Source organism: Amycolatopsis sp. NPDC033938, from assembly GCF_055575975.1.
Genome location: NZ_JBVIRO010000005.1, coordinates 122,009 through 144,201, shown reverse-complemented (window position 1 = coordinate 144,201; position 22,193 = coordinate 122,009). Strand labels below are relative to the sequence as shown.

The following is a 22,193-nucleotide window of genomic DNA, read 5'->3' as shown; positions in this document are numbered from 1 at the left end:
GGTGCCCCCCCCCTCCCTCCCCTCGGCCCGGGCGGCGGCTGGCCTGTGGTGGTGGTCGCTCTAGTTGTCAAACACCACAAACCCCAAACCACGACCACCTCAGCCCACCCGCTACCTGTGCCCCTTTTTCTCCGCCGTAGCAAAGGAGTTTTCCCGTTGAGCGAGGACGACCCGCGTCCGCTGCACATTCGCAGGGACGGCTTGGACCCGGCGGACGAGCTGCTCGCCGCCGGATTGCTGACGAGGGTCACTGTCGGATCCGGAGCGGATGCCGAGACCCATTGGATGGCGGCCACGCACGCCGTCGTCCGGCAGGTGATGGGCGATCACAAGCAGTTCAGCACCCGGCGCCGCTGGGACCCGCGGGACGAGATCGGCGGGAAGGGCATCTTCCGGCCGCGTGAACTGGTCGGAAACCTGATGGACTACGACCCGCCCGAGCACACACGGCTGCGGCAGAAGCTGACTCCCGGCTTCACCCTGCGCAAGATGCAGCGCATGCAGCCGTACGTCGAGCAGATCGTGAACGGCTGTCTCGACGAGATGGAGGAGGCGGGATCCCCCGCGGATCTGGTCCCGCTCCTCGCCGAGAAGGTGCCCGGCGCCGTGCTGTGCGAACTGATCGGCGTGCCGAGGGACGACCGGGACATGTTCCTGAAGCTCTGTCACGGACATCTCGACGCCTCACTGAGCCAGAAGAGGCGGGCGGCGCTCGGCGACAAGTTCTCCCGGTACCTGCTGGCGATGATCGCCAGGGAACGCGAAGAACCGGGCGAGGGGATGATCGGGGCGGTCGTCGCCGAATACGGGGACGACGCCACGGACGAGGAGCTGCGCGGCTTCTGCGTGCAGGTGATGCTGGCCGGCGACGACAACATCTCCGGCATGATCGGGCTTGGTGTGCTGGCGATGCTGCGCCACCCCGAGCAGATCGCCGCGTTCCGCGGTGACGACCAGTCGGCGCAACGAGCCGTCGACGAACTGATCCGGTACCTGACCGTGCCTTACAGCCCGACACCTCGTATCGCCACGCAGGACGTCACCATCGGGGACCAGGTGATCAAGCGGGGCGAGAGTGTCATCTGTTCGCTGCCCGCGGCGAACCGTGACCCCGCACTGGTACCGGATCCGGAGCGGCTCGACGTCACCCGCGATCCCGTCCCGCATGTCGCGTTCGGGCACGGCATCCACCATTGCCTCGGCGCCGCGCTGGCCCGCCTCGAACTGCGCACGGTCTTCACCGCGCTGTGGCGGCGTTTTCCCGCGCTGAGGCTCGCGGATCCCGCACAGGACACCAAGTTCCGCCTGACCACTCCCGCGTACGGCTTGGCCGAGCTGATGGTCGCCTGGTGATCGGCCTGCCCGTCCACCGGGGCCGCTGGACGTCCCGCCTGATTACGGGTGAAATTGGGTGTCGGCGTGTTCGGGCCGATAAATCCCGACGGTCATTTTCCGGTCAACCAAGGAGCTTCCATTCGGATGGGGCACGGTATCGATCAGGTCGCGCCACTCCTGCGGGAGCCCGCGAACTTCCAGCTGAGGACGAACTGCGATCCGCATGAGGACAATTTCGACCTCAGGGCGCACGGCCCGCTGGTCCGGATAACCGGCGATTCGTCGACGCAGCTGGGCAGAGAATTCGTCTGGCAGGCACAGGGTTACGACGTCGTCCGCCGGATATTGGGTGATCACGAGAATTTCACCACGCGGCCGCAATTCACCAACGCGAAATCCGGGGCGCATGTCGAAGCCCAGTTCGTCGGGCAGATATCGACCTATGACCCGCCGGAACACACTCGGCTGCGGAAGATGCTCACGCCGGAGTTCACGGTCCGGCGGATCCGCCGGATGGAGCCGGCCATCCAAAGCCTCGTGGATGATCGCCTCGACCTGATGGAGGCCGAGGGGTCACCCGCGGACCTCCAGGCGCTGTTCGCCGACCCGGTCGGCGCCTTCTCCCTGTGCGAACTGCTCGGCATCCCGCGGGACGACCAGCGCGAGTTCGTCCGGCGGCTCAGGCGGAACACCGATCTGAGCCGCGGCCTCAAGGCGCGGGCGGCGGACAGCGCGGCGTTCAACCGGTACTTGGACAATCTCATCGCCCGGCAGCGCGCGGATCCGGACGACGGGTTCCTCGGCATGATCGTGCGTGAGCACGGCGGCAACGTCACGGACGAGGAACTGAAGGGGCTGTGCACGGCGCTGATCCTCGGTGGTGTCGAGACGGTCGCGGGGATGATCGGCTTCGGCGTGCTCGCCCTGCTGCAGAACCCCGACCAGATCAAGGTGCTTTTCGAAGGTCCGGAGCGCGCCGATCGCCTCGTCAACGAACTGGTGCGTTACCTGTCTCCGGTGCAGGCGCCGAATCCACGCCTCGCGATCAAGGACGTGGTCATCGACGGACAGTTGATCAAGGCGGGGGATTACGTCCTGTGCTCGGTCCTGATGGCGAACAGGGATGCGGCGTTGACGCCGGATCCCAACGTCCTGGACGCGAATCGTGCCGCGGTGTCGGACGTCGGATTCGGGCACGGAATCCATTATTGCGTCGGCGCGGCGCTGGCCCGTTCGATGCTGCGGACGGCGTATCAGACCCTGTGGCGGCGATTCCCCGGACTGCGGCTGGCAGTGCCCGTCGCGGAAGTGAAATACCGAAGCGCGTTCGTCGATTGCCCTGATCAGGTTCCAGTCGCCTGGTAGCACGATCCGGGGTGGAAAACCAGCCTCCGCAATTTGACACTCGATAGAGGAATGGTGGGAGATGTCGGTCGAAGACTTCGATGTGGTGGTGGCTGGTGGCGGGCCGGGTGGTTCGACCGTCGCCACGCTGGTGGCCATGCAGGGCCATCGCGTGTTGTTGCTGGAAAAAGAGGTTTTCCCTCGATACCAGATCGGCGAGTCGCTGCTGCCTGCCACGGTGCACGGCGTGTGCCGGATGCTCGGCGTCTCCGACGAGCTGGCCAATGCCGGTTTCCCGATCAAACGGGGCGGCACGTTCCGCTGGGGTGCCCGGCCGGAGCCGTGGACGTTCCACTTCGGCATCTCCGCCAAAATGGCCGGTTCGACGTCGCACGCCTATCAGGTCGAGCGGGCGCGCTTCGACGACATCCTGCTGAAGAACGCCAAGAGCAAGGGTGTGGTCGTGCGGGAAGGGTGCGCGGTCACCGACGTCGTGGAGGACGGTGAGCGGGTCACCGGTGCGCGCTACACCGATCCCGACGGCAACGAGCGTGAAGTGTCGGCGCGGTTCGTGATCGACGCGTCGGGCAACAAGAGCAGGCTTTACTCGAAGGTCGGCGGTTCGCGGAACTACTCGGAGTTCTTCCGCAGCCTCGCGTTGTTCGGCTATTTCGAAGGTGGCAAACGCCTGCCGGAGCCGGTGTCGGGGAACATCCTGAGCGTCGCCTTCGACAACGGCTGGTTCTGGTACATCCCGTTGAGCGACACGCTGACCAGCGTCGGCGCGGTGGTGCGCCGTGAGGACGCCGACAAGATCCAGGGCGACCGCGAGAAGGCCCTCAACGCCTTGATCGCCGAATGCCCGCTGATCTCGGACTACCTCTCGAACGCGACCAGGGTGACGACCGGCAAGTACGGGGAACTGCGGGTCCGCAAGGACTATTCGTACCAGCAGGAGAGTTACTGGCGGCCGGGGATGATCCTGGTCGGCGACGCCGCGTGCTTCGTGGACCCGGTGTTCTCCTCCGGGGTGCACCTGGCGACCTACAGCGCGCTGCTCGCGGCCCGGTCGATCAACAGCGTCCTCGCGGGTGACCTGGACGAGAAGACCGCGCTGAACGAGTTCGAGTCGCGCTACCGCCGCGAGTACGGCGTCTTCTACGAATTCCTCGTGTCCTTCTACCAGATGAACGTGAACGAGGAATCGTATTTCTGGCAGGCCAAGAAGGTCACCCAGAACCAGAGCACCGACATCGAATCCTTCGTCGAGCTGATCGGCGGGGTGTCATCGGGGGAGACCGCGCTGACCGCGGCCGACCGGATCGCCGCGCGCAGCGCCGAGTTCGCCGCGGCCGTGGACAAGATGGCGGCGGGCGACGGCGACGACATGGTGCCGATGTTCAAGTCGGCGGTGGTCCAGCAGGCGATGCAGGAAGCGGGCCAGGTCCAGATGAAGGCGCTCCTCGGCGAGGATGCCGAACCCGAGCTGCCGCTCTTCCCCGGCGGCCTGGTGACTTCGCCCGACGGAATGAAGTGGCTGCCGCACCACCCGGTGTGAGCCAGGAGCCGACCGGTGGCCGAGGACCTACGAAACAGGGGATGCGAAATGCGCGTGCTGATCTCGGGGTGTGGATCACGCGGGGACATCGAACCGTTGGTGGCCTTGGCCGTCCGGTTGCGGGAACTGGGTGTGCGGGCGCGGATGTGCCTGCCGCCCGACTACGCGGACCGGTGCGCCGAGGTCGGTGTGCCGATGGTGCCGGTCGGGCCGGCGGTACGAGCGGGTGCGCGCGGGCCGGGTGAACCGGCGCCGGGGGATCCCGAAATCGTGACCGACGTGGTCGCCGAATGGTTCGAAAAGCTTCCGGCGGCCGCCGAAGGCTGTGCGGCGGTGGTGACGACCGGTCTGCTGCCCGCCGCCGTCGCCGCGCGGTCGGTGGCGGAGAAGCTGGGCGTTCCGTACCGCTACGTCGTGCTGTCCCCGGACCATCTGCCGTCGGTGCACAGCCGGGCGGAGCTCGACATGTACAACGAAGGTGCTTACGGCCTCTTCGGTGACGTGGTCAACGAAAAGCGGGCCTCGCTCGGCCTGGCGCCGGTGAAGGACCTCTTCGACTACGGCTACACCGAGCGGCCCTGGCTGGCGTCGGACCAGGTACTGGCGCCGCTCCCGCCGTCGGACTCCGGCACTGTCCAGACCGGTGCGTGGATCCTGCCCGACGAACGGCCCCTGCCGTCGGAGCTGGAGGCGTTCCTGGCCGCCGGACCGCGGCCGGTCTACGTCGGTTTCGGCAGCTCGTCCGGTGCCAGGACCGCCGCCGCCGCGAAGGTGGCCGTCGAGGTGGTCCGCGCACAGGGCCACCGGGTGGTGCTTTCCCGTGGCTGGGCCGATCTCACCCTGCCGGACGAGGACGACGGCTGCTTCGCCGTCGGCGAGGTGAACCTCCAGGAGCTGTTCGGCCGGGTCTCCGCCGCCATCCACCACGACAGCGCGGGCACGACGTACGTGGCCATGCAGGCGGGCATCCCCCATGTCGTCGTGCGTCGCGTGGTGGACAACGTGGTGGAGCAGGCGTATCACGCCGACCGGGTGGCCGAGCTGGGCGTCGGGGTGGCGATCGACGGGCCGATCCCGGCCGCCGATGCCTTGTCCGCGGCGCTCGGCACGGCCCTCTCCCCGGAAATCCGGGCGCGGGCGAAGACGGTGGCGGGCACCATGCGCGTCGACGGGACGACGGTGGCCGCGGAACTGCTGTTCGACGCGGCCGGCGTCGAGAAGCCGGTTGTTTCCGCAGGAACGGGGGAACTGTGACGCGGGTGTTGTTGGCGACGTGCGGAAGCCGCGGCGACGTCGAACCGCTGGTGGCGCTGGCCGTCCGGTTGCGGGAGCTCGGTGCGGAGGCGAGGCTGGCCGCACCGCCGGACTGCGCGGATCGGCTGGCCGAGGTCGGCGTGCCGCATGTGCCCGTCGGCGCCTCCGCGCGCGAACCGGTTAAGAACGCGGCGCCGCCGACGCGCGAGGACATGCAGCGGTTCATGACCGAGACGATCGCCACGCAGTTCGACCGGATCCCGGCGGCCGCCGAGGGGTGCTCCGCCGTGGTGACCTCCGGGCTGCTGGCCGCCGCGCTCGGAGTGCGGTCGGTGGCCGAAAAGCTGGGCATCCCGTACTTCTACGCCTTCCACTGCCCGAGTTTCGTGCCGTCGCCGCACTACGCGCCACCGCCGCCCCTCGGCGAGCCGCCGGCACCGGAGGGGACCGACATCCGGACGCTGTGGGAGCGGAACAACCAGAGCGCGTTCCGGCGATACGGCGGCCCGCTCAACAGTCTGCGGGAAGCGGCAGGCCTGCCGCCGGTGGAGGACATCTTCGGCTTCGGCTACACCGATCATCCTTGGCTGGCCGCGGACCCGGTGCTGGCCCCGCTGCAGCCGACCGACCTCGACGCCGTCCAGACCGGTGCCTGGATCGTGCCGGACGAACGACCGCTTTCCGCTGAGCTGGAAGCCTTTCTCGACGGCGGCACACCGCCGGTGTACCTCGGGTTCGGCAGCCTGCGCGCCCCCGCCGACGCCGTCCGGGTGGCCGTCGCCGCGATCCGCGCCAAGGGCCGCCGGGTGATCCTTTCCCGTGGCTGGGCCGATCTGGTGCTGCCCGACGACCGGGAAGACTGTTTCGAGACCGGCGAAGTGAACCACCAGGCGCTGTTCCCCCGGGTGGCCGCCGTCGTCCACCACGGCGGCGCGGGCACCACGCACGTGGCGACGCGGGCGGGCGCGCCCCAGATCCTGCTGCCCCAGATGGCGGACCAGCCGTACTACGCGAGCCGCGTGGCCGAGCTGGGGATCGGCGTGGCGCACGACGGTCCGGTCCCGACCTTCGATTCCCTGTCGGCCGCGCTCACCACGGCGCTCGCCCCGGAAACCCGTGCCCGTGCGACGGCCGTGGCGGCCACGGCCGGGACGGACGGGACGACGGTGGCGGCGGAACTGCTGCTCGACGCGGCCAGCCGGGCCAAGTCTTCGGTTTCCGCGTGAAACCCACAACCGATCAAGATAGGGGACGCGAAATGCGTGTGCTGTTGTCGACGTGCGGAAGCCGCGGAGACGTCGAACCGCTGGTGGCCTTGGCGGTCAGGTTGCGGGAACTCGGCGCGGAAGTACGCATGTGCGCGTCGCCTTCCTCCGCCGACCGGCTCGCCGAAGCCGGTGTGCCGCATGTGCCGGTCGGACTGGCACACGAGGGAATGCTGCTGCAGGAGGGAATGCCGCCGCCGTCGGCCGAGGAGGAGCGCAAGTTCGCGGCCATGGCGATCGACATGCAGTTCGACCAGGTCCCCCCGGGGGCCGAGGGCTGTGACGTGGCGGTGGCGACCGGCGAGCTGGCTCACGCGACCGGCGTGCGGTCGGTGGCCGAGAAGCTCGGTATCCCTTACTTCTACGCCGCCTACAGCCCGAACTACCTGCCGTCGTCGAACTATCACCCGCCCGAGGACGAGCGGACCACGCCGGGCGTGACCGACTTCGGGGTGCTCTGGGCCGAGCGTGCCGAGCGTTTCTCCGAGCGGTACGGGGAAGCGCTCAACAACAGGCGCGCCGCGATCGGCCTGGCCCCGGTCGAGGACGTCTTCCGCTACGGCTACGGCGAGCGACCCTGGCTGGCGGCGGACGCCGTCCTGGCCCCGGTGGATCCGGCTCTCGACGCCGTGCAGACCGGCGCCTGGATCCTGCCGGACGAACGGCCGCTCCCGGCGGATCTGGAGGCGTTCCTGGCCGCCGGGCCACCGCCGGTGTACGTCGGTTTCGGCAGCGCGTCCGGTCCCGGACTCGCCGACGCCACGAAGACGGCCATCGAAGCCATCCGCGCCCAGGGTCACCGCGTGATCCTTTCCCGCGGCTGGGCCGATCTGGACCTGCCCGACGACGGGGCCGACTGCTTCGCCGTCGGCGAGGTGAACATCCAGGCACTGTTCGGCCGGGTGGCCGCCGCCCTCCACAAGGGCAGCGCGGGCACGTTGCACCTGGCCGCACGGGCGGGCATCCCCCAGCTCGTGCTACCCCGGCACACGGATCAGCCGTACTTCGCGAGCCGCGTGACCGCGCTGGGAATCGGGGTGGCGCTGGAGGAACGTCCGGTCCCGACCTTCGACACCTTCTCGGCCGCGCTCACTGAGGCCCTTTCCCCGGAAACCCGCGCGCGAGTGGCGGCCGTGGCGGACCAGGTCCGCACCGACGGCCGGACGATGGCCGCGGAACTGCTGTTCGAGGCCGCGGGACAGGGCAAGCTCACCGTTCCCGCGTGACCGCGCGCCACGACTTCTTCGACGACAAAGCACAGAGGAGACCGCATGCCCACCACGTCCCAGTGCCGTATCTGTGACGGCACTGTCACCGAGTTCATCGATTTCGGGCGACAGCCGCTTTCGGACGCGTTCGTGGTTCCCGGCGAGGAGAAGAAGGAGTTCTTCTTCCGGCTCGCCACGGGGATCTGCGATTCCTGCACGATGGTGCAGTTGATGGAAGAGGTCCCGAGGGACCTGATGTTCCACGAGGCCTACCCCTACCACTCGTCCGGTTCGGCCGTCATGCGCGAGCATTTCACCGGACTGGCCAAGCGGTTGCTGACCACGGAGCTGACCGGCGAAGACCCGTTCATCGTCGAGCTCGGCTGCAACGACGGCATCATGCTCAAGGCCGTGGCCGAAGCGGGCGTGCGCCAGCTCGGCGTCGAACCCTCCGGCGGCGTCGCCGATCTGGCCGCGGCCAAGGGGATCCGCGTCCGCAAGGACTTCTTCGAAGCGGCGACCGCGGCCGACATCCGGAAGAACGACGGGCCCGCCGACGTGATCTACGCGGCCAACACCCTGTGCCACATCCCTTACATGGACTCGATCCTGAAGGGCGTCACCACCCTGCTCGGCCCGAACGGCGTGTTCGTCTTCGAGGACCCGTACCTCGGTGACATCGTGGAGCGCACCTCGTTCGACCAGATCTACGACGAGCATTTCTTCTTCTTCACCGCGCGTTCGGTCCAGGAGATGGCCGCGCGCAACGGTCTCGAGCTCGTGGACGTCGAGCGCATCCCGGTGCACGGCGGCGAGGTCCGCTACACCCTCGCCCTCGCCGGGGCCCGGAATCCGACCGAGGCCGTGGCGGAGCTCCTGGCGTGGGAGACCGAGCGCAAGCTCGCGGAGTACGCCACGCTCGAAGGTTTCGCCGCCAACGTCAAGAAGATCAAGGAAGACCTGATCGCGCTGCTGACCAAGCTTCGCGCCGAGGGCAAACGCGTCGTCGGCTACGGCGCGACGGCGAAGAGCGCCACGGTGACCAACTTCTGTGGCATCACCCCGGATCTGGTGGAGTTCATCTCGGACACCACCCCGGCCAAACAGGGCAGGCTCAGCCCCGGGCAGCACATCCCGGTCCGCGAGTACCGGGAATTCGCCGACGATCACCCGGACTACGCACTGCTGTTCGCCTGGAACCACGCCGACGAGATCATGAACGCGGAGCAGGCTTTCCGTGACTCCGGCGGACAGTGGATCCGGTACGTGCCGAATGTGCACGTGAGCTGACGTGGCCGCGATGACCAACGACCTCGGCGCGGACCGGATACTGGCGATCTCCCCGCATCTGGACGACGCGGTCCTGTCCTTCGGGGCGGGCCTCGCCCAGGCGGAACGCGACGGCGCGAAAGTGACCGTCCACACGGTGTTCGCCGGTAGCGCGACGCCGCCGTTCTCCCCGGCGGCGGAGCGGCTGCACTCGATCTGGGGGCTCTCGCCGGATGAGGACGCGTCGCTGCGTCGCCGCGAGGAAGACATCGCCGCGCTCGGCCACCTGGGGGCCGAGTACCGGCACGGTCGCTTCCTCGACGCCATCTATCGCAAGTCGCCGGACGGCCGATGGCTGGCCGACAACGTGCCAGGACGGCAGAAGCTGGCCATCGGACCGCAATCGCCGCAGGGTGATCCGGAGCTGTTCGCCGCGGTGCAGGCGGAAATCGCGTCGATCGTCGGCGAGTGCGACCCGACGCTGATCGTGACCTGCGCGGCCGCCAGCGGACATGTCGACAACGAGATCACGCGGGACGCCACGCTGCTCGTCGCGCGGGAGAAGGACATCCCGGTGCGGCTGTGGGAAGACCTCCCGCACGCGATGTTCGCGCCGGGCGCCGCCGAACTCCCGGCGGGTTTCCGGCTCGGTGCTCCCGATTTCGTCTCCGTCGAGCCGGCGGCGCGGGCACGGAAGTTCGAGGCGATGCGGCTCTACCCGACGCAGATGTCGATGCTCCACGGCCCGGAAAAGGACCTTTTCGCGCAGTTGGAAAGGCACGCCCGGAAAAGCTCGCCGCAGGACGTGTACGGCGAAACGACCTGGCCGGTCATCGCCCGCGAAGACAACGGCTGAATCGTGCCGGAGAAGAATGCCGACCAGGAGGGTGTCCCGATGACCGATCAACTGGAGCGCGGCCCGGCCAGGACCGCGCACGCCGGCGTCCTGCTTTCCTCGGTGGGGCAGCGGGGTGTGCTGTGCGACTTCTACGACGAAGACGGCTCGGACACCTATCGGGATTTGATCCAGGACTCCGACGGCACCCTGGAAACGCGGGAATTCGCGGCCCGCGTTCCCGGGGACCCCGGGCCGGTGCTGGAGCTCGCGGCCGGAATGGGCAGGCTGACCTTCCCTTTCCTGGAACTCGGCTGGGACATGACCGCCTTGGAACTGTCGGCCACGGTGGTCGCCGCGTTCCGGAAGCGGCTGGCGGAAGCGCCGTCGGCCCTGCGGGAGCGCTGCACGGTGGTCCGGGGGGACATGAGCGCTTTCGCGTTGGACAAGCGCTTCGGCACGGTGGTCATCAGCTCGGGCTCGATCAACGAACTCGGCGAGGCCGAACGGAAAGGCTTGTACGCGTCGGTTCTCGAGCATCTGGCGCCCGAGGGGAAATTCCTGCTCAGCCTGGAATTGACGAAACCCGTCGAAGCGGAGCCGGTGGAGCGCAGCCAGGAGTTGTCCGGGCGCAGTGGCAGGCGACACGTACTGCACGTGAAGATCCTGCCGTCCGAGGAGATCGAGGAAATCACCATCTACCCGGCCGACGAGACCGCGGATCCCTTCGTCGTCTGCACGCATCGCCGAAGGCTCCTCACCGTGGACCGGATCGTGCGGGAACTCGGACAGTCGGGCTTCGACGTCGTCGCACGGAAACCGTTCGCCTCCACCGGCGGCGGTCGTGACGACATGGTGCTGGTGGAGGCGCGACGGTCGTGAGCGGCGCTTCGGGTTATTGAGGGGTAAGGCAAACGTGGTGTGTCGAATGTGGTTGCGAGTGGCGATTCGGGCTAGAGCGAACCCTCTCTTAGGTACCTGCTCGTGACCTGCGGGCCCGGCTCGCGGCGAAGTACATGATGGCCCCCTTCCTTGCGCCTAGGTACAGGACGGGGTCCTTCATGTACTTGGGGAGCGCGTGAAGGCCCCCTTCCCTCGGCTCAGCCGAGGGACGGGGGCCTTCACGCGCAGCCGGTGCGGCTTCCGTCAGGCGGCCCGGTCCCGCGCCAGGACACGCCATATTTGCCTTGCCCCTCAATAGAACCCGGATCGCCACTCACGATCAGCCCAGCCCACTCATCACCGGAAGCCTCAAACCAGTAAGTCCGTGAAGGCCTCCTTCCCTACCTTGAAAGTAGGGAAGGAGGCCTTCACGGACTTACGCCTGACCTGCGGGCCGGCGTGGGGTGGGGCGACCCACTTCGGCTATGAAGGAATTGGGACGTTGAGTGTCCCAATTCCTTCATAGCCGAGCCACCGCCACACAGCGTGCGGCTCTCGGGGCGTGAGCCGGAGCGGTGGGTGAGCAAATGCGGGTCCCTGATCCCCCGAGAGGTCACGGCAGTCGCGAAGTGATCAATGCGGCGAGCCTGCCCACGCCTTCCTCGATCAGCTCCGGCGTCAGCAGGCTGATGGAAAGCCGGAGCTGATTGAACCCGCCCTTCCCGCCGTAGAAGTGATGCATCGGGGTGAACAGCACACCGTGGTCGCGGGCGGCGTCCGCCAGCAGTTCGTCGTCGACGACGAAGGGCACGGTGACGGTGACGAAGAATCCGCCCGTGGGGGCGTTCCAGCGGACCCCCGCGCGGCCGCCGAGCCTGCGGTCGAGTTCGTTCAGCGTCAGGTGGAGATTGCGCTGGTAGATGGCGGTCTCCCGGACGTTGGCCTTGGTGAGGCTGTAGTCGTTGAGCAGCAGCTTCCCGGCGATCACCGCCTGCGCGATGGGTGAGGTGTTCACGGTGAGCATGCCCTTGAGCTTGGAGAGCTGGTCGGCGTACAGGCCACCGCCCGCCACGCGCTGATCCGCCACCGCGTAGCCGACCCGGGCGCCGGGCATGCCGGTCTTGGCGAAGGACCCGATGTAGACCACGGTCCCCGAACGGTCGAGTGCTTTCAGCGTGGGGAGGCGCTCGGCGCCGAAGAGCCCGTACGCGTTGTCTTCCAGCAGCAGGATTCCGTGCGTCTCGGCGACGTCGAGCAGCCGGTGGCGGGACGGCAGATCCATGCTGGTGCCGGTGGGATTGGCGAAGTTGGGGGTCACGTAGCAGGCCCGCACCCGCTTGCCCTGCTCGTCGGCTCGTTTCAGCTGGAGGACGAGATCCTCGGGGTCGATGCCGTTCTCGCCCGAGCGGACCGGCCAGACGGGCGTGTCGGTGAGCAGCGCCGCCCCGGTCAGGCCGACGTAGGTGGGAGCGGGGGCGAGGAGTACGTCCCGCTCGTTCGCCCGCAGCGTGCGGAGCACCAGGAACATGGCCTCCTGTGCGCCGACGGTGACCACCACGGATTCCGGGCCGACGTCGATGTTCTCGTCCTCGGCGAGGTTGCGGGCGATGATGTCGGCGATGATGCCCTTCGTGGTGCCGTACTGGAAGAGCGCACGGGTGACCCCGGCCTCGTCCACTTTCCGATCGCGCCGGAGATGTTCGCAGTACGCGTCGAGATAGTCGTGAATGAGCTGGATGTCGAAAAACTCTTCATACGGCCGGCCTGCCGCCATGGAAATGGCCACCGGATATTTGTCGATCAGCTCGTTGAGCAGATTCATCGACGAGATGGCAGGATCGGTGAGCGATCCGTGCAGCGATTTGATATCCAAATGATTGGACAAACCGTTCGAATGCATAAATGCTAGGATTTCCATCCGGCCGCGAAGTGTCAAGCAGCGGCGTGGACGCGATTACCGCCGGTTTTCGTCCATGTCCAGTACCGAATCCTTCCAGATAATCGAACTCCGAAGGTACGGTCACGGGAGTGCGCTGCGGACCTGGGGATCGCACGTTCCACATCAGACGGAAACCGGCACCGGCGGAATTCGACGGTTGCCATGTCGCTGCGCGCCGTGGCTGTGCGGCGAGCGGGGAAGGACCATCATGCTGATGACAACCGAGAACGGGATCCGGTTGTCTTACCACGACCAAGGTGACGGTCCGGCTGTGTTGTTGCTGACCGGCACCGGGGCGCCGAGCTCGGTGTGGGACCTGCATCAGGTACCGGCACTGCGCGCCGCCGGATTCCGCGTGATCACCATGGACAACCGCGGGATCCCGCCGAGCGACGACGGTGCGGGCGGGTTCACCATCGACGACCTCGTCGCGGACGTGGCCGCGCTGATCGACTACCTCGACGCGGCCCCGTGCCACGTGGTCGGCACGTCGATGGGCTCGTACATCGCGCAGGAACTGGCTCTCGCCCATCCGGAGTCGCTGGATTCGGTGGTACTGATGGCGGCCTGCGGCAGGAGCAGTCTCGTCCAGCGGGTGCTCGCCGAGAGCGAGGCCGAGCTGATCGAACGGGGTACCGAACTGCCGCCGGGTTTCCTCGCCGCCGTCCGCGCCATGCACAACCTGGGGCCCGCGACGCTCGCCGACGACGATCTCGTCGGCGACTGGCTGGACCTGTTCGAGGCGTCGGGGGCCTGGGGCCCGGGGGTCCGGGCGCAGCTGCTGCTGAGCGCGCTGCCCGACCGCCGCGAGGCCTACCGCGCGATCAAGGTGCCCTGTCACGTCATTTCCTTCGAACACGACCTCGTGGCGCCGCCCGCCGCGGGAGGGGAGTTGGCCACCGTGATCCCTGGCGCCACGCACCACACCGTCCCGGGTGTCGGGCACTTCGGCTATCTGGAAGACCCGGAGGCGGTGAACCGCGAGTTGCTCGGGTTCCTTCGCTCCGGGTCCGGCGCACGTCTGGGGGAGACCGCATGACCGGCACGACCATGTCACCCGAGCTCGCCGTGCCCGCGGCGGGCACGACACCCGCGTTGTTCGAGGCGACCGCCGCCGCGCTGCCGGACCGGCCGGCCGTGGCGATGGGTGCCACCACGCTGACCTACGCCGAACTGAACGCGGAAGCCAACCGGCTCGCCCGGCGGCTCGTGGCACACGGCGTCGGCCCGGAGCGGCTGGTCGCCTTGGCTATGCCGCGGTCGATCGAGTTCGTCGTCGCGATGCTGGCCGTGCACAAGGCGGGTGGTGCCTACGTGCCCGTCGATCCGGACTATCCGGAGGAACGCAGGCGGCACATGCTGGACGACGCGGCGGCGCAGTGCCTGCTGTGCTTGCCGGGACAGGATGTCTCGGTCGCCGGGGACGTGCTGAGCGTGGTGCGGGAGCCCGGCGTGTCCGAGCCGAACCTTGCCGACCGGGACCGGCTCGGCCCCTTGCTGCCCGACCACCCCGCTTACGTCATCTACACCTCGGGCTCGACAGGGCGGCCGAAGGGCGTGGTGGTCACCCACCGCGGCATCCCGAACCTGGCCGCCGACTACGTGCGCCGTCAGCGTTTGCTGCCGGACAACAGGTTGCTGGCCTTCGCCTCGCCCAGTTTCGACGCCGCCGTCGCCGAGTTCTGGCCGATGTGGGCGGCCGGTGGCTGCCTGGTGCTCGCGCCCGCGCCGGACCTGGTGCCCGGCGAACCACTCGCCAGGCTCGTCCGGGAGCAGGGCATCTCCCACATCACGTTGCCGCCGTCCGCCTTGGCACCGCTGGAGGACGCCGGCGGTCTGCCGCCGGGAGTGACCCTCCTGGTCGCGGGCGAGGCGTGCCCGGCCCCGGTCGCGAAACGCTGGGCGAGTGACCGCGTCATGATCAACGCCTACGGTCCCACCGAGACCACGGTCGCGGTGACCGCGAGCGACCCGCTGACCGGCGACGGCACGCCACCGATCGGCAAGCCGATCACCGGTGTCCGCGCGTATGTGTTGGACGATCGCCTGCGGCCCGTCCCGGACGGGGATGTCGGCGAGCTGTACGCGGTGGGCCCCGGCCTCGCCCGCGGTTACCTCCGCGCGGCGGGCGCGACGGCCGCGCGGTTCCTGCCGGATCCCTTCGGCGAGCCGGGTGGCCGGATGTACCGCACCGGAGACCGGGTGCGGCGGCGTCCGGACGGCCAGTTCGTCTTCGTCGGCCGCGTCGACGACCAGCTGAAGGTTCGTGGTCACCGGATCGAACCGGGTGAGGTCGAGGCGGCGCTGCTCGCGGCCGGCGGCGTGGCACAGGCTGTCGTGACCGAACACGAGAACAGGCTCGTCGCCTACGTGGTCGGCACCGCGGGCGAACGGGTGGCTGCCGAGAATCTTCTGCCGCCGCTGCGAAAGCGGTTGCCCTCGTATCTCGTACCCGATGTGGTCGTCAGTTTGCCGAGCCTCCCGATCTCACCGAACGGCAAGGTCGACCGGGCCGCCCTGCCCACTCCCGAAGAGGAGAACGCCGGGCGGGCGAGGACGGGACGAGCGCCGCTCACGCCGACGGAGATCATCCTCGCCGAGTTGTTCGCCGAAGTGCTCGGCGTCGGCAGTGTCGGCGTCGAGGACAGCTTCTTCGAGATCGGCGGCCACTCGTTGCTCGCGACCCGTCTGGTGAGCCGCATCCGCGAAAGCCTGAAGATCCGGCTGAGAGTGCAGGCCTTCTTCGACGCGCCGACAGTGGCACAGCTCGCCAAGGTGCTCGACGGCGCACTCACCTGACCTGGAGGCGTTTCATGCAGACGACGACAGCCGTGGACCTCGGCAACCCCGATCTGTACACGACGTTGGACCGCCACACCCGGTGGCGCGAGTTCGCGGCGGAAGACGCGATGGTGTGGAGTGAGCCGGGCAGTTCACCCACCGGCTTCTGGTCGGTGTTCTCGCACCGGGCCTGCGCCGCGGTACTCGGGCCGTCCGCCCCGTTCACCTCCGAGTACGGGATGATGATCGGCTTCGACCGCGACCATCCGGACAACTCCGGTGGCCAGATGATGGTGGTCTCCGAACAGGATCAGCACCGCAAACTCCGCAAACTGGTCGGCCCGTTGCTCTCGCGGGCGGCCGCGCGGAAGCTGTCGGACCGGGTGGCCGCCGAGGTGCGCGGCGTACTCGACCGCGTGCTCGACGGTGAAGTGTGCGACGTGGCCGCGGCGATCGGCCCGCGGATCCCCGCCGCGGTCGTCTGCGACATCCTCGGGGTGCCCGCGGTGGACCAGGACATGCTCATCGACCTGACCAACCACGCGTTCGGCGGTGAGGACGAGCTGTTCGACGGGATGACGCCGCGGCAGGCGCACACCGAGATCCTGGTCTACTTCGACGAGCTGATCACCGCGCGCCGCAAGCAGCCCGGTGACGACCTCGTCGGCACGCTGGTCGCCGATGGCGACCTCACGACCGACGACGTGTTGCTCAACTGCGACAACGTGTTGATCGGCGGCAACGAGACGACGCGGCACGCGATCACCGGCGCGGTGCACGCGTTCGCCACGGTGCCCGGTCTGCTGGACGAGGTACGGGACGGGAGCGCGGACATCGACACCGTCGTGGACGAGGTGCTGCGCTGGACCTCGCCCGCGATGCATGTGCTGCGGGTGTCGACCGGCGAGGTCACGATCAACGGTCACGACCTGCCGTCGGGCACACCGGTGGTCGCGTGGCTTCCCGCAGCGAACCGGGATCCCGCCGTGTTCGACGATCCCGACTCGTTCCGTGCCGGGCGGAAACCCAATCGGCACATCGCGTTCGGCCACGGGCTGCACCACTGCCTCGGCTCCGCCCTCGCGCGGATCGAACTGGCGGTCGTGCTGCGGGAGCTGGCCGGACGGGTGTCGCGAGTGGAACTGGTGAAGGAACCGACCTGGTTGCGCGCGGTCGTCGTGCAGGGATACCGGGAACTCGCGGTGCGGTTCACCGGACGCTGAAACACCTTCTCTGTCCACTGTGGACAGAAATGTCAAGCGGACACCATTGATGCGAAATTGACCTCGCGTCATCCTGAGCATGAGGGTTACATCTATTCCACGGAGGAATGCCTTGTCTTCTCAAGAAAGCATGCAGAATTTCGAGATCGACTACGTTGAAATGTATGTGGCCGATCTCGAGGTGGCCGCGTCCGGCTGGATGGACAAGTACGGTTTCACCACCGCCTCCACCGACCGGTCGGCCGACCACCGGAGTGTGACGCTGCGGCAGGGGCCGATCGCGCTGGTCCTCACCGAGCCCACTTCGGACAGGCACCCGGGGGCGACGTATCTGCAGACCCACGGCGAAGGAGTGGCCGACATCGCGCTGCGCACTTCGGACGTGGCCGCCGCTTTCGAGGCCGCGGTGCGCGCCGGGGCGGAACCCATCCGCGAGCCGGGTGCGCGGGCGGACGCGGTCGTCACGGCCACCGTCAGCGGGTTCGGCGATGTCGTGCACACGCTGATCCAGCGCGACGGCGCCGTCGAATCGCCGGAAGCCTTCCGCGGCAGGGGAGGCATCGACCTGCTCGCGATCGATCACTTCGCGGTCTGCCTGAACGCGGGGGATCTCGCGCCGACGGTGGCGTACTACGAACGCGCCCTCGGGTTCAAGCAGATCTTCGAGGAGCACATCGTGGTCGGTGCCCAGGCGATGAACTCGACGGTCGTGCAGAGCGCGTCGGGAGAGGTCACCCTCACCCTGATCGAGCCCGACAAGACCGCCGACCCCGGCCAGATCGACGACTTCATCAAGGAACACCACGGCGCGGGCGTCCAGCACATCGCCTTCACCAGTGCGGACGCGGTCCGCGCGGTCAAGGAGCTTTCCGCGCGCGGGGTGGAATTCCTGAAGACTCCGGACACCTATTACGACCTGCTCGGCGAGCGGATCGAACTGGAGACGCATTCGCTGGACGATCTGCGGGAGACGAAGCTGCTCGCCGACGAGGATCACGGCGGCCAGCTGTTCCAGATCTTCACCGCCTCCACGCATCCGCGTAAGACCATCTTCTTCGAGATCATCGAAAGGCAGGGCGCCGGCACCTTCGGCAGTTCCAACATCAAGGCCCTGTACGAGGCCGTGGAGCTGGAACGGACCGGGCAGAGCAAGCTCGGCCCCGCCCGTCGATGACGCACCTCTGCCCGGACGACCTCGAGCGCGCGGCGCGGGACGTCCTCCCCGGCGAGATCTGGGATTTTCTCGCCGGGGGCAGCGGCGCGGAGACCTCGCTGGAGGCCAACCGCGCCGCGCTCGAGCGGATCTTCCTGATCCCCCGGATGTTGCGCGAGCTGGCGGGCGGCACCATCGAGACCGAGCTTCTCGGACGGCGCGCCGCGCTGCCGATGGCGGTCGCCCCGATCGCGTACCAGCGGTTGTTCCATCCCGAGGGTGAGCTCGCGGCGGCTCGCGCGGCGAGGGACGCCGGTGTGCCGTACACCATCTGCACCCTGAGCAGTTTCCCGCTGGAGGAGATCGCGGCCGTCGGCGGACGACCTTGGTTCCAGCTGTACTGGCTGCGCGACGAGAAACGTTCGCTCGAACTCGTCCGCCGCGCGGAGGACGCCGGCTGCGAGGCGATCGTGTTCACCGTCGACGTGCCGTGGATGGGGCGGCGGCTGCGGGACATGCGCAACGGCTTCGCCCTGCCGAACTCGGTGACAGCGGCCAATTTCGACGCCGGCGTGGCCGCGCATCGCCGTACTAACGGGCATTCGGCGGTCGCCGACCACACCGCGCGCGAATTCGCACCGGCCACTTGGGAATCCGTCGAAGCTGTTCGTGCGAATACGGAGCTTCCCGTGCTGCTCAAGGGTATTCTCGCCGTCGAAGACGCGAGCCGTGCCGTCGACGTGGGGGTCGGCGGAATCGTGGTGTCCAACCACGGAGGTCGTCAGTTGGACGGTGCGGTTCCGGGAATCGAAATGCTGGGTGAGATCGCCGCCGCCCTTTCCGGATGGAAGGGGGAGATACTGCTGGACGGGGGGATTCGGAGCGGCGGGGACATCCTGAAGGCGATCGCGCTGGGGGCGTCGGCCGTCCTGGTCGGACGACCGGTGATGTGGGGACTCGCCGCGGGTGGCGAGGACGGTGCCCGGCAGCTGCTCGACCTGCTCGCCGTCGAATTCCGGAACGCGTTGGGGCTCGCGGGATGTGACTCGGTGAGCGCGGCCGCCCGGCTGGGCACGCGGGTTTCTCACTACGGCTCATGTCCCGCCGGCGGGTCCTTCTCCTGACGTCGATCCGAGCTTTCCCGAAGGAGGAAGGTGCTTCTCTCGCTTCCCGCGCCGATCGCGCCGATCGCCGCACACAGTCTCTTGGTCTTCTTGCTCCAGGTCGGCCTGCTGCTCCTGCTCGCCGTGGTCTTCGGACGGCTGGCCGCCCGGTTCGGGATGCCTGCCGTCGTCGGTGAACTGTTCGTCGGGGTACTCCTCGGCCCCTCGCTGCTGGCTTGGGCCGCACCGGGCCTGCACGGCTGGCTGTTCCCCGCCGTCGCCGAGCAGTACCACCTTCTCGACGCCGTCGGGCAGATCGGTGTCCTGCTGCTGGTCGGGCTCACCGGTATGCAGATGGACATGCGGATGGTCCGCCGTCGCGGCGGCGCGGCCGCGGGAGTCAGCTTCGGTGGTTTGATCGTTCCCCTCGGCCTGGGTATCGGCGCGGGTTTCGTGCTGCCCAAGATGCTGATCCCCGACGGCACCGACATCACCGTCTTCGCGCTGTTCCTCGGCGTGGCGATGTGCGTCAGCGCCATCCCGGTCATCGCCAAGACCCTCATCGACATGAACCTGTTGCACCGCAACGTCGGGCAGCTCACGCTCGCCGCGGGCACGATCGACGACGCGTTCGGCTGGTTCATGCTTTCGGTCGTCAGCGCGATGGCGGTCCACGCGGTGACCACCGGCACCGTGCTCCTCTCCCTCGCTTACCTGATCCTCATCGTCGTCTTCGCGCTCACCCTCGGCAGGCCACTGGCGAGGGGCGCGTTGCGGGTCGCCGCCAAGTCCGAGGGGCCGGGGCTCACCGTCGGCGTCGTCGTCGTGCTGGTACTGCTCGCTTCGGCAGGCACCCAGGCACTCGGCCTCGAATCGGTTTTCGGGGCTTTCGTCTGCGGCATCCTGATCGGCACCGCGGGCAAGGTCGATCCGGCCAAACTCGCCCCCCTGCGCACGGTCGTGCTGTCGGTCTTCGCGCCGATCTTCTTCGCCACCGCGGGGCTGCGGATGGATCTCACCGCGCTGATCCGTCCGCAGGTCCTGCTGACCGGGCTGGCGGTGCTCGCACTGGCCATCATCGGCAAATTCGTCGGTGCTTACGCCGGCGCGCGGCTCAGCGGCCTGAACAAATGGGAAGGACTGGCGCTCGGCGCCGGGCTGAACGCGCGCGGGGTCATCGAAATCGTGGTCGCCATGGTCGGCCTGCGGCTGGGCATTCTCAGCGTCGAGATCTACACGATCGTCATCCTCGTCGCGATCGTCACCTCGCTGATGGCGCCACCGATCCTGCGGTTCGCGATGAAGAGGCTGGAGCAGACCGCCGAGGAGCAGGTGCGGGAGAACGAGCACCGGGCGTGGGATTCGCAACCGGCGACGAGCAGCCGGGAGCAACCGCTCTGATCTGTCCACTGTGGACTGAGTAATGGAGAGCCTCCGCCGAATGGGTGGATCCGGTGTCGGCATGCGAAGAATCCGGATTGGACGATCTGTTCCGGCGAGATCGGCCGAAGCTACCTTGTCAGAAGACATGGGGGTGGATGTATCGATGACGGTCCGAACCGCACCGGCCGGGGCGAAGTCCGTTCGCCGGACCCAGGCCGATGGACGCTCGACGACAGGGAGCCCTGTGATGCAGCCTTGCCTGGTGCCACCCGGCACGGTGCGTCCCCGCGACGATCACGACCACGCGGACCGCATCGCCTCGTCGGCCGCGACCACCGAAGGCGTGCAGATGCGCACCGAGGACGTCCGCGCCTGGATCGCCGAACGCCGTGAGGCCAACGTCTTCCACGTCGAACACATCCCCTTCGCGGCACTGGACCAGTGGCGGTTCGAGAGCGGGACCGGCAATCTGGTGCACAGCAGCGGGCGGTTCTTCGCCATCGAGGGCCTGCACGTGGTCGAACAGGACGGCCCGCACGGTGACGGCCCGTACCGCGAATGGCGGCAGCCGGTCATCAAGCAGCCCGAAGTGGGCATCCTCGGCATCCTCGCCAAGGAGTTCGACGGGGTCCTGCACTTTCTCATGCAGGCCAAGATGGAACCGGGAAACCCCAATCTGGTCCAGCTCTCGCCGACGGTGCAGGCCACGCGCAGCAATTACACCAAGGCGCACGGCGGAACGAACGTCAAACTCATCGAGTACTTCGCACCGCCCGACCCCGATCGGGTCATCGTCGACGTTCTCCAAGCGGAGCAAGGATCCTGGTTCTTCCGGAAGAGCAATCGCAACATGATCGTCGAGACCGTCGACGACGTGCCGATAGGGGACGACTTCTGCTGGCTCACCCTCGGCCAGATCGCCGAATTGATGTACGAGGACGAGACGATCAACATGAACGCGAGAAGCGTGTTGTCGTGTCTTCCTTACCACGACGAGGCACCCGGCGCGCTGCTCTCCGACATCCAGCTCCTGTCGTGGTTCACCAACGAGCGGTCGCGGCACGACGTGCGTGCCACCCGCATCCCGCTCAAGGACGTGACCGGCTGGAAGCAGGGCGTCGAAGCGATCGAGCACGAGGACGGTCTCTACTTCAAGGTCCTCGCCGTCGCGGTGAAAGGCAGCAACCGCGAGAAGATCAGCTGGACCCAGCCGTTGCTCGAATCGGTCGGGCTGGGGGTCGCCGCGTTCCTCATCCGCGAGATCGGTGGGGTGCCGCACGTTCTGGCCCACGCCAGGGTCGACGGCGGTTTCGTGGACACGGTCGAGCTGGCGCCCACCGTTCAGTGCACGCCCCAGAACTACGCGCATCTGCCCGCGGAGAGCCGCCCGCCCTTCCTCGACACCGTCCTCAACGCGCCGCCGTCGCGGATCCGCTACGAGGCGATACATTCCGAAGAAGGCGGCCGTTTCCTCAACGTCAGAGCCCGCTATCTCGCGGTCGAGGCGGACGAAATGTTCGATCCGCCGCCCGGCTACGCCTGGGTCACGCCGGCGCAGCTCACCGCGCTCACCCGGCACGGGCACTACGTCAACGTCGAGGCCCGTACGCTTCTCGCCTGCCTCAACGCCGCGTCGGCACAGCCTCGGCGAGGTGCGTGAC

General features: G+C 68.0%; 17 protein-coding genes. 16 read left to right on the top strand and 1 reads right to left on the bottom strand.

Features of this window, described 5'->3' with window-relative positions; translation table 11 throughout:
- Positions 1–156 precede the first annotated feature (156 nt).
- From ACZ5ZX_RS16680 to mpaM, 9 genes are all read left to right on the top strand, one after another.
- The gene (locus tag ACZ5ZX_RS16680; protein WP_465502875.1) at positions 157–1,353 is read left to right on the top strand and encodes a cytochrome P450; all 1,197 of its coding nucleotides are present in this window, start codon (positions 157–159) and stop codon (positions 1,351–1,353) included.
- A gap of 126 nt (positions 1,354–1,479) precedes the next feature.
- Positions 1,480–2,700 carry a cytochrome P450 gene (locus tag ACZ5ZX_RS16675; RefSeq protein WP_465502874.1) on the top strand — a complete coding sequence of 407 codons (1,221 nt, stop codon included), beginning with the start codon at positions 1,480–1,482 and terminating at the stop codon, positions 2,698–2,700.
- A gap of 61 nt (positions 2,701–2,761) precedes the next feature.
- The gene (locus tag ACZ5ZX_RS16670) at positions 2,762–4,237 is read left to right on the top strand and encodes a tryptophan 7-halogenase (protein ID WP_465502873.1); all 1,476 of its coding nucleotides are present in this window, start codon (positions 2,762–2,764) and stop codon (positions 4,235–4,237) included.
- Positions 4,238–4,285: 48 nt separating this feature from the next.
- On the top strand, positions 4,286–5,491 hold the full coding sequence (locus tag ACZ5ZX_RS16665) for a glycosyltransferase (protein WP_465502872.1): 1,206 nt from the start codon (positions 4,286–4,288) through the stop codon (positions 5,489–5,491).
- The gene (locus ACZ5ZX_RS16660) at positions 5,488–6,717 is read left to right on the top strand and encodes a glycosyltransferase (protein ID WP_465502871.1); all 1,230 of its coding nucleotides are present in this window, start codon (positions 5,488–5,490) and stop codon (positions 6,715–6,717) included. Before ACZ5ZX_RS16665 ends, ACZ5ZX_RS16660 begins: the two co-directional genes overlap by 4 nt.
- Before the next feature lie 32 nt (positions 6,718–6,749).
- A complete protein-coding gene (locus ACZ5ZX_RS16655) occupies positions 6,750–7,982 on the top strand; it encodes a glycosyltransferase (RefSeq protein ID WP_465502870.1) in 1,233 nt (410 codons plus the stop codon).
- Positions 7,983–8,027: 45 nt separating this feature from the next.
- Positions 8,028–9,254, top strand: a complete 1,227-nt coding sequence (locus tag ACZ5ZX_RS16650; RefSeq protein WP_465502869.1) for a methyltransferase domain-containing protein — start codon at positions 8,028–8,030, stop codon at positions 9,252–9,254.
- A 10-nt stretch (positions 9,255–9,264) separates the two neighbouring features.
- The gene (locus tag ACZ5ZX_RS16645) at positions 9,265–10,089 is read left to right on the top strand and encodes a PIG-L deacetylase family protein (protein WP_465502868.1); all 825 of its coding nucleotides are present in this window, start codon (positions 9,265–9,267) and stop codon (positions 10,087–10,089) included.
- A gap of 39 nt (positions 10,090–10,128) precedes the next feature.
- On the top strand, positions 10,129–10,950 hold the full coding sequence (gene mpaM / locus ACZ5ZX_RS16640; protein ID WP_465502867.1) for a daptide-type RiPP biosynthesis methyltransferase: 822 nt from the start codon (positions 10,129–10,131) through the stop codon (positions 10,948–10,950).
- A 613-nt stretch (positions 10,951–11,563) separates the two neighbouring features.
- Here the strand turns inward: mpaM and ACZ5ZX_RS16635 are convergent.
- The gene (locus tag ACZ5ZX_RS16635) at positions 11,564–12,850 is read right to left on the bottom strand and encodes an aminotransferase-like domain-containing protein (protein WP_465502866.1); all 1,287 of its coding nucleotides are present in this window, start codon (positions 12,848–12,850) and stop codon (positions 11,564–11,566) included.
- Between the two features lie 247 nt (positions 12,851–13,097).
- On the opposite strand from ACZ5ZX_RS16635, the gene ACZ5ZX_RS16630 reads away from it, so the two are divergent.
- The 7 genes from ACZ5ZX_RS16630 to ACZ5ZX_RS16600 all read left to right on the top strand — a co-directional run bounded on the left by ACZ5ZX_RS16630 (position 13,098) and on the right by ACZ5ZX_RS16600 (position 22,192).
- Entirely contained in the window at positions 13,098–13,928 is an 831-nt protein-coding gene (locus tag ACZ5ZX_RS16630) for an alpha/beta fold hydrolase (RefSeq protein ID WP_465502865.1), read from the top strand.
- A complete protein-coding gene (locus tag ACZ5ZX_RS16625) occupies positions 13,925–15,688 on the top strand; it encodes a non-ribosomal peptide synthetase (protein WP_465502864.1) in 1,764 nt (587 codons plus the stop codon). The genes ACZ5ZX_RS16630 and ACZ5ZX_RS16625 overlap by 4 nt, the downstream gene beginning before the upstream one ends.
- A 14-nt stretch (positions 15,689–15,702) precedes the next feature.
- Positions 15,703–16,893 carry a cytochrome P450 gene (locus tag ACZ5ZX_RS16620; protein ID WP_465502863.1) on the top strand — a complete coding sequence of 397 codons (1,191 nt, stop codon included), beginning with the start codon at positions 15,703–15,705 and terminating at the stop codon, positions 16,891–16,893.
- A 112-nt stretch (positions 16,894–17,005) separates the two neighbouring features.
- Positions 17,006–18,067, top strand: coding sequence for a 4-hydroxyphenylpyruvate dioxygenase (gene hppD, locus ACZ5ZX_RS16615; protein ID WP_465502862.1), 1,062 nt, complete (start codon positions 17,006–17,008; stop codon positions 18,065–18,067).
- Positions 18,064–19,170, top strand: coding sequence for an alpha-hydroxy acid oxidase (locus ACZ5ZX_RS16610; RefSeq protein WP_465502861.1), 1,107 nt, complete (start codon positions 18,064–18,066; stop codon positions 19,168–19,170). The genes hppD and ACZ5ZX_RS16610 overlap by 4 nt, the downstream gene beginning before the upstream one ends.
- Positions 19,171–19,200: 30 nt before the next feature.
- Positions 19,201–20,550, top strand: coding sequence for a cation:proton antiporter (locus tag ACZ5ZX_RS16605; protein WP_465502860.1), 1,350 nt, complete (start codon positions 19,201–19,203; stop codon positions 20,548–20,550).
- A 229-nt stretch (positions 20,551–20,779) separates the two neighbouring features.
- A complete protein-coding gene (locus ACZ5ZX_RS16600) occupies positions 20,780–22,192 on the top strand; it encodes an NDP-hexose 2,3-dehydratase family protein (RefSeq protein ID WP_465502859.1) in 1,413 nt (470 codons plus the stop codon).
- Position 22,193 lies beyond the last annotated feature (1 nt).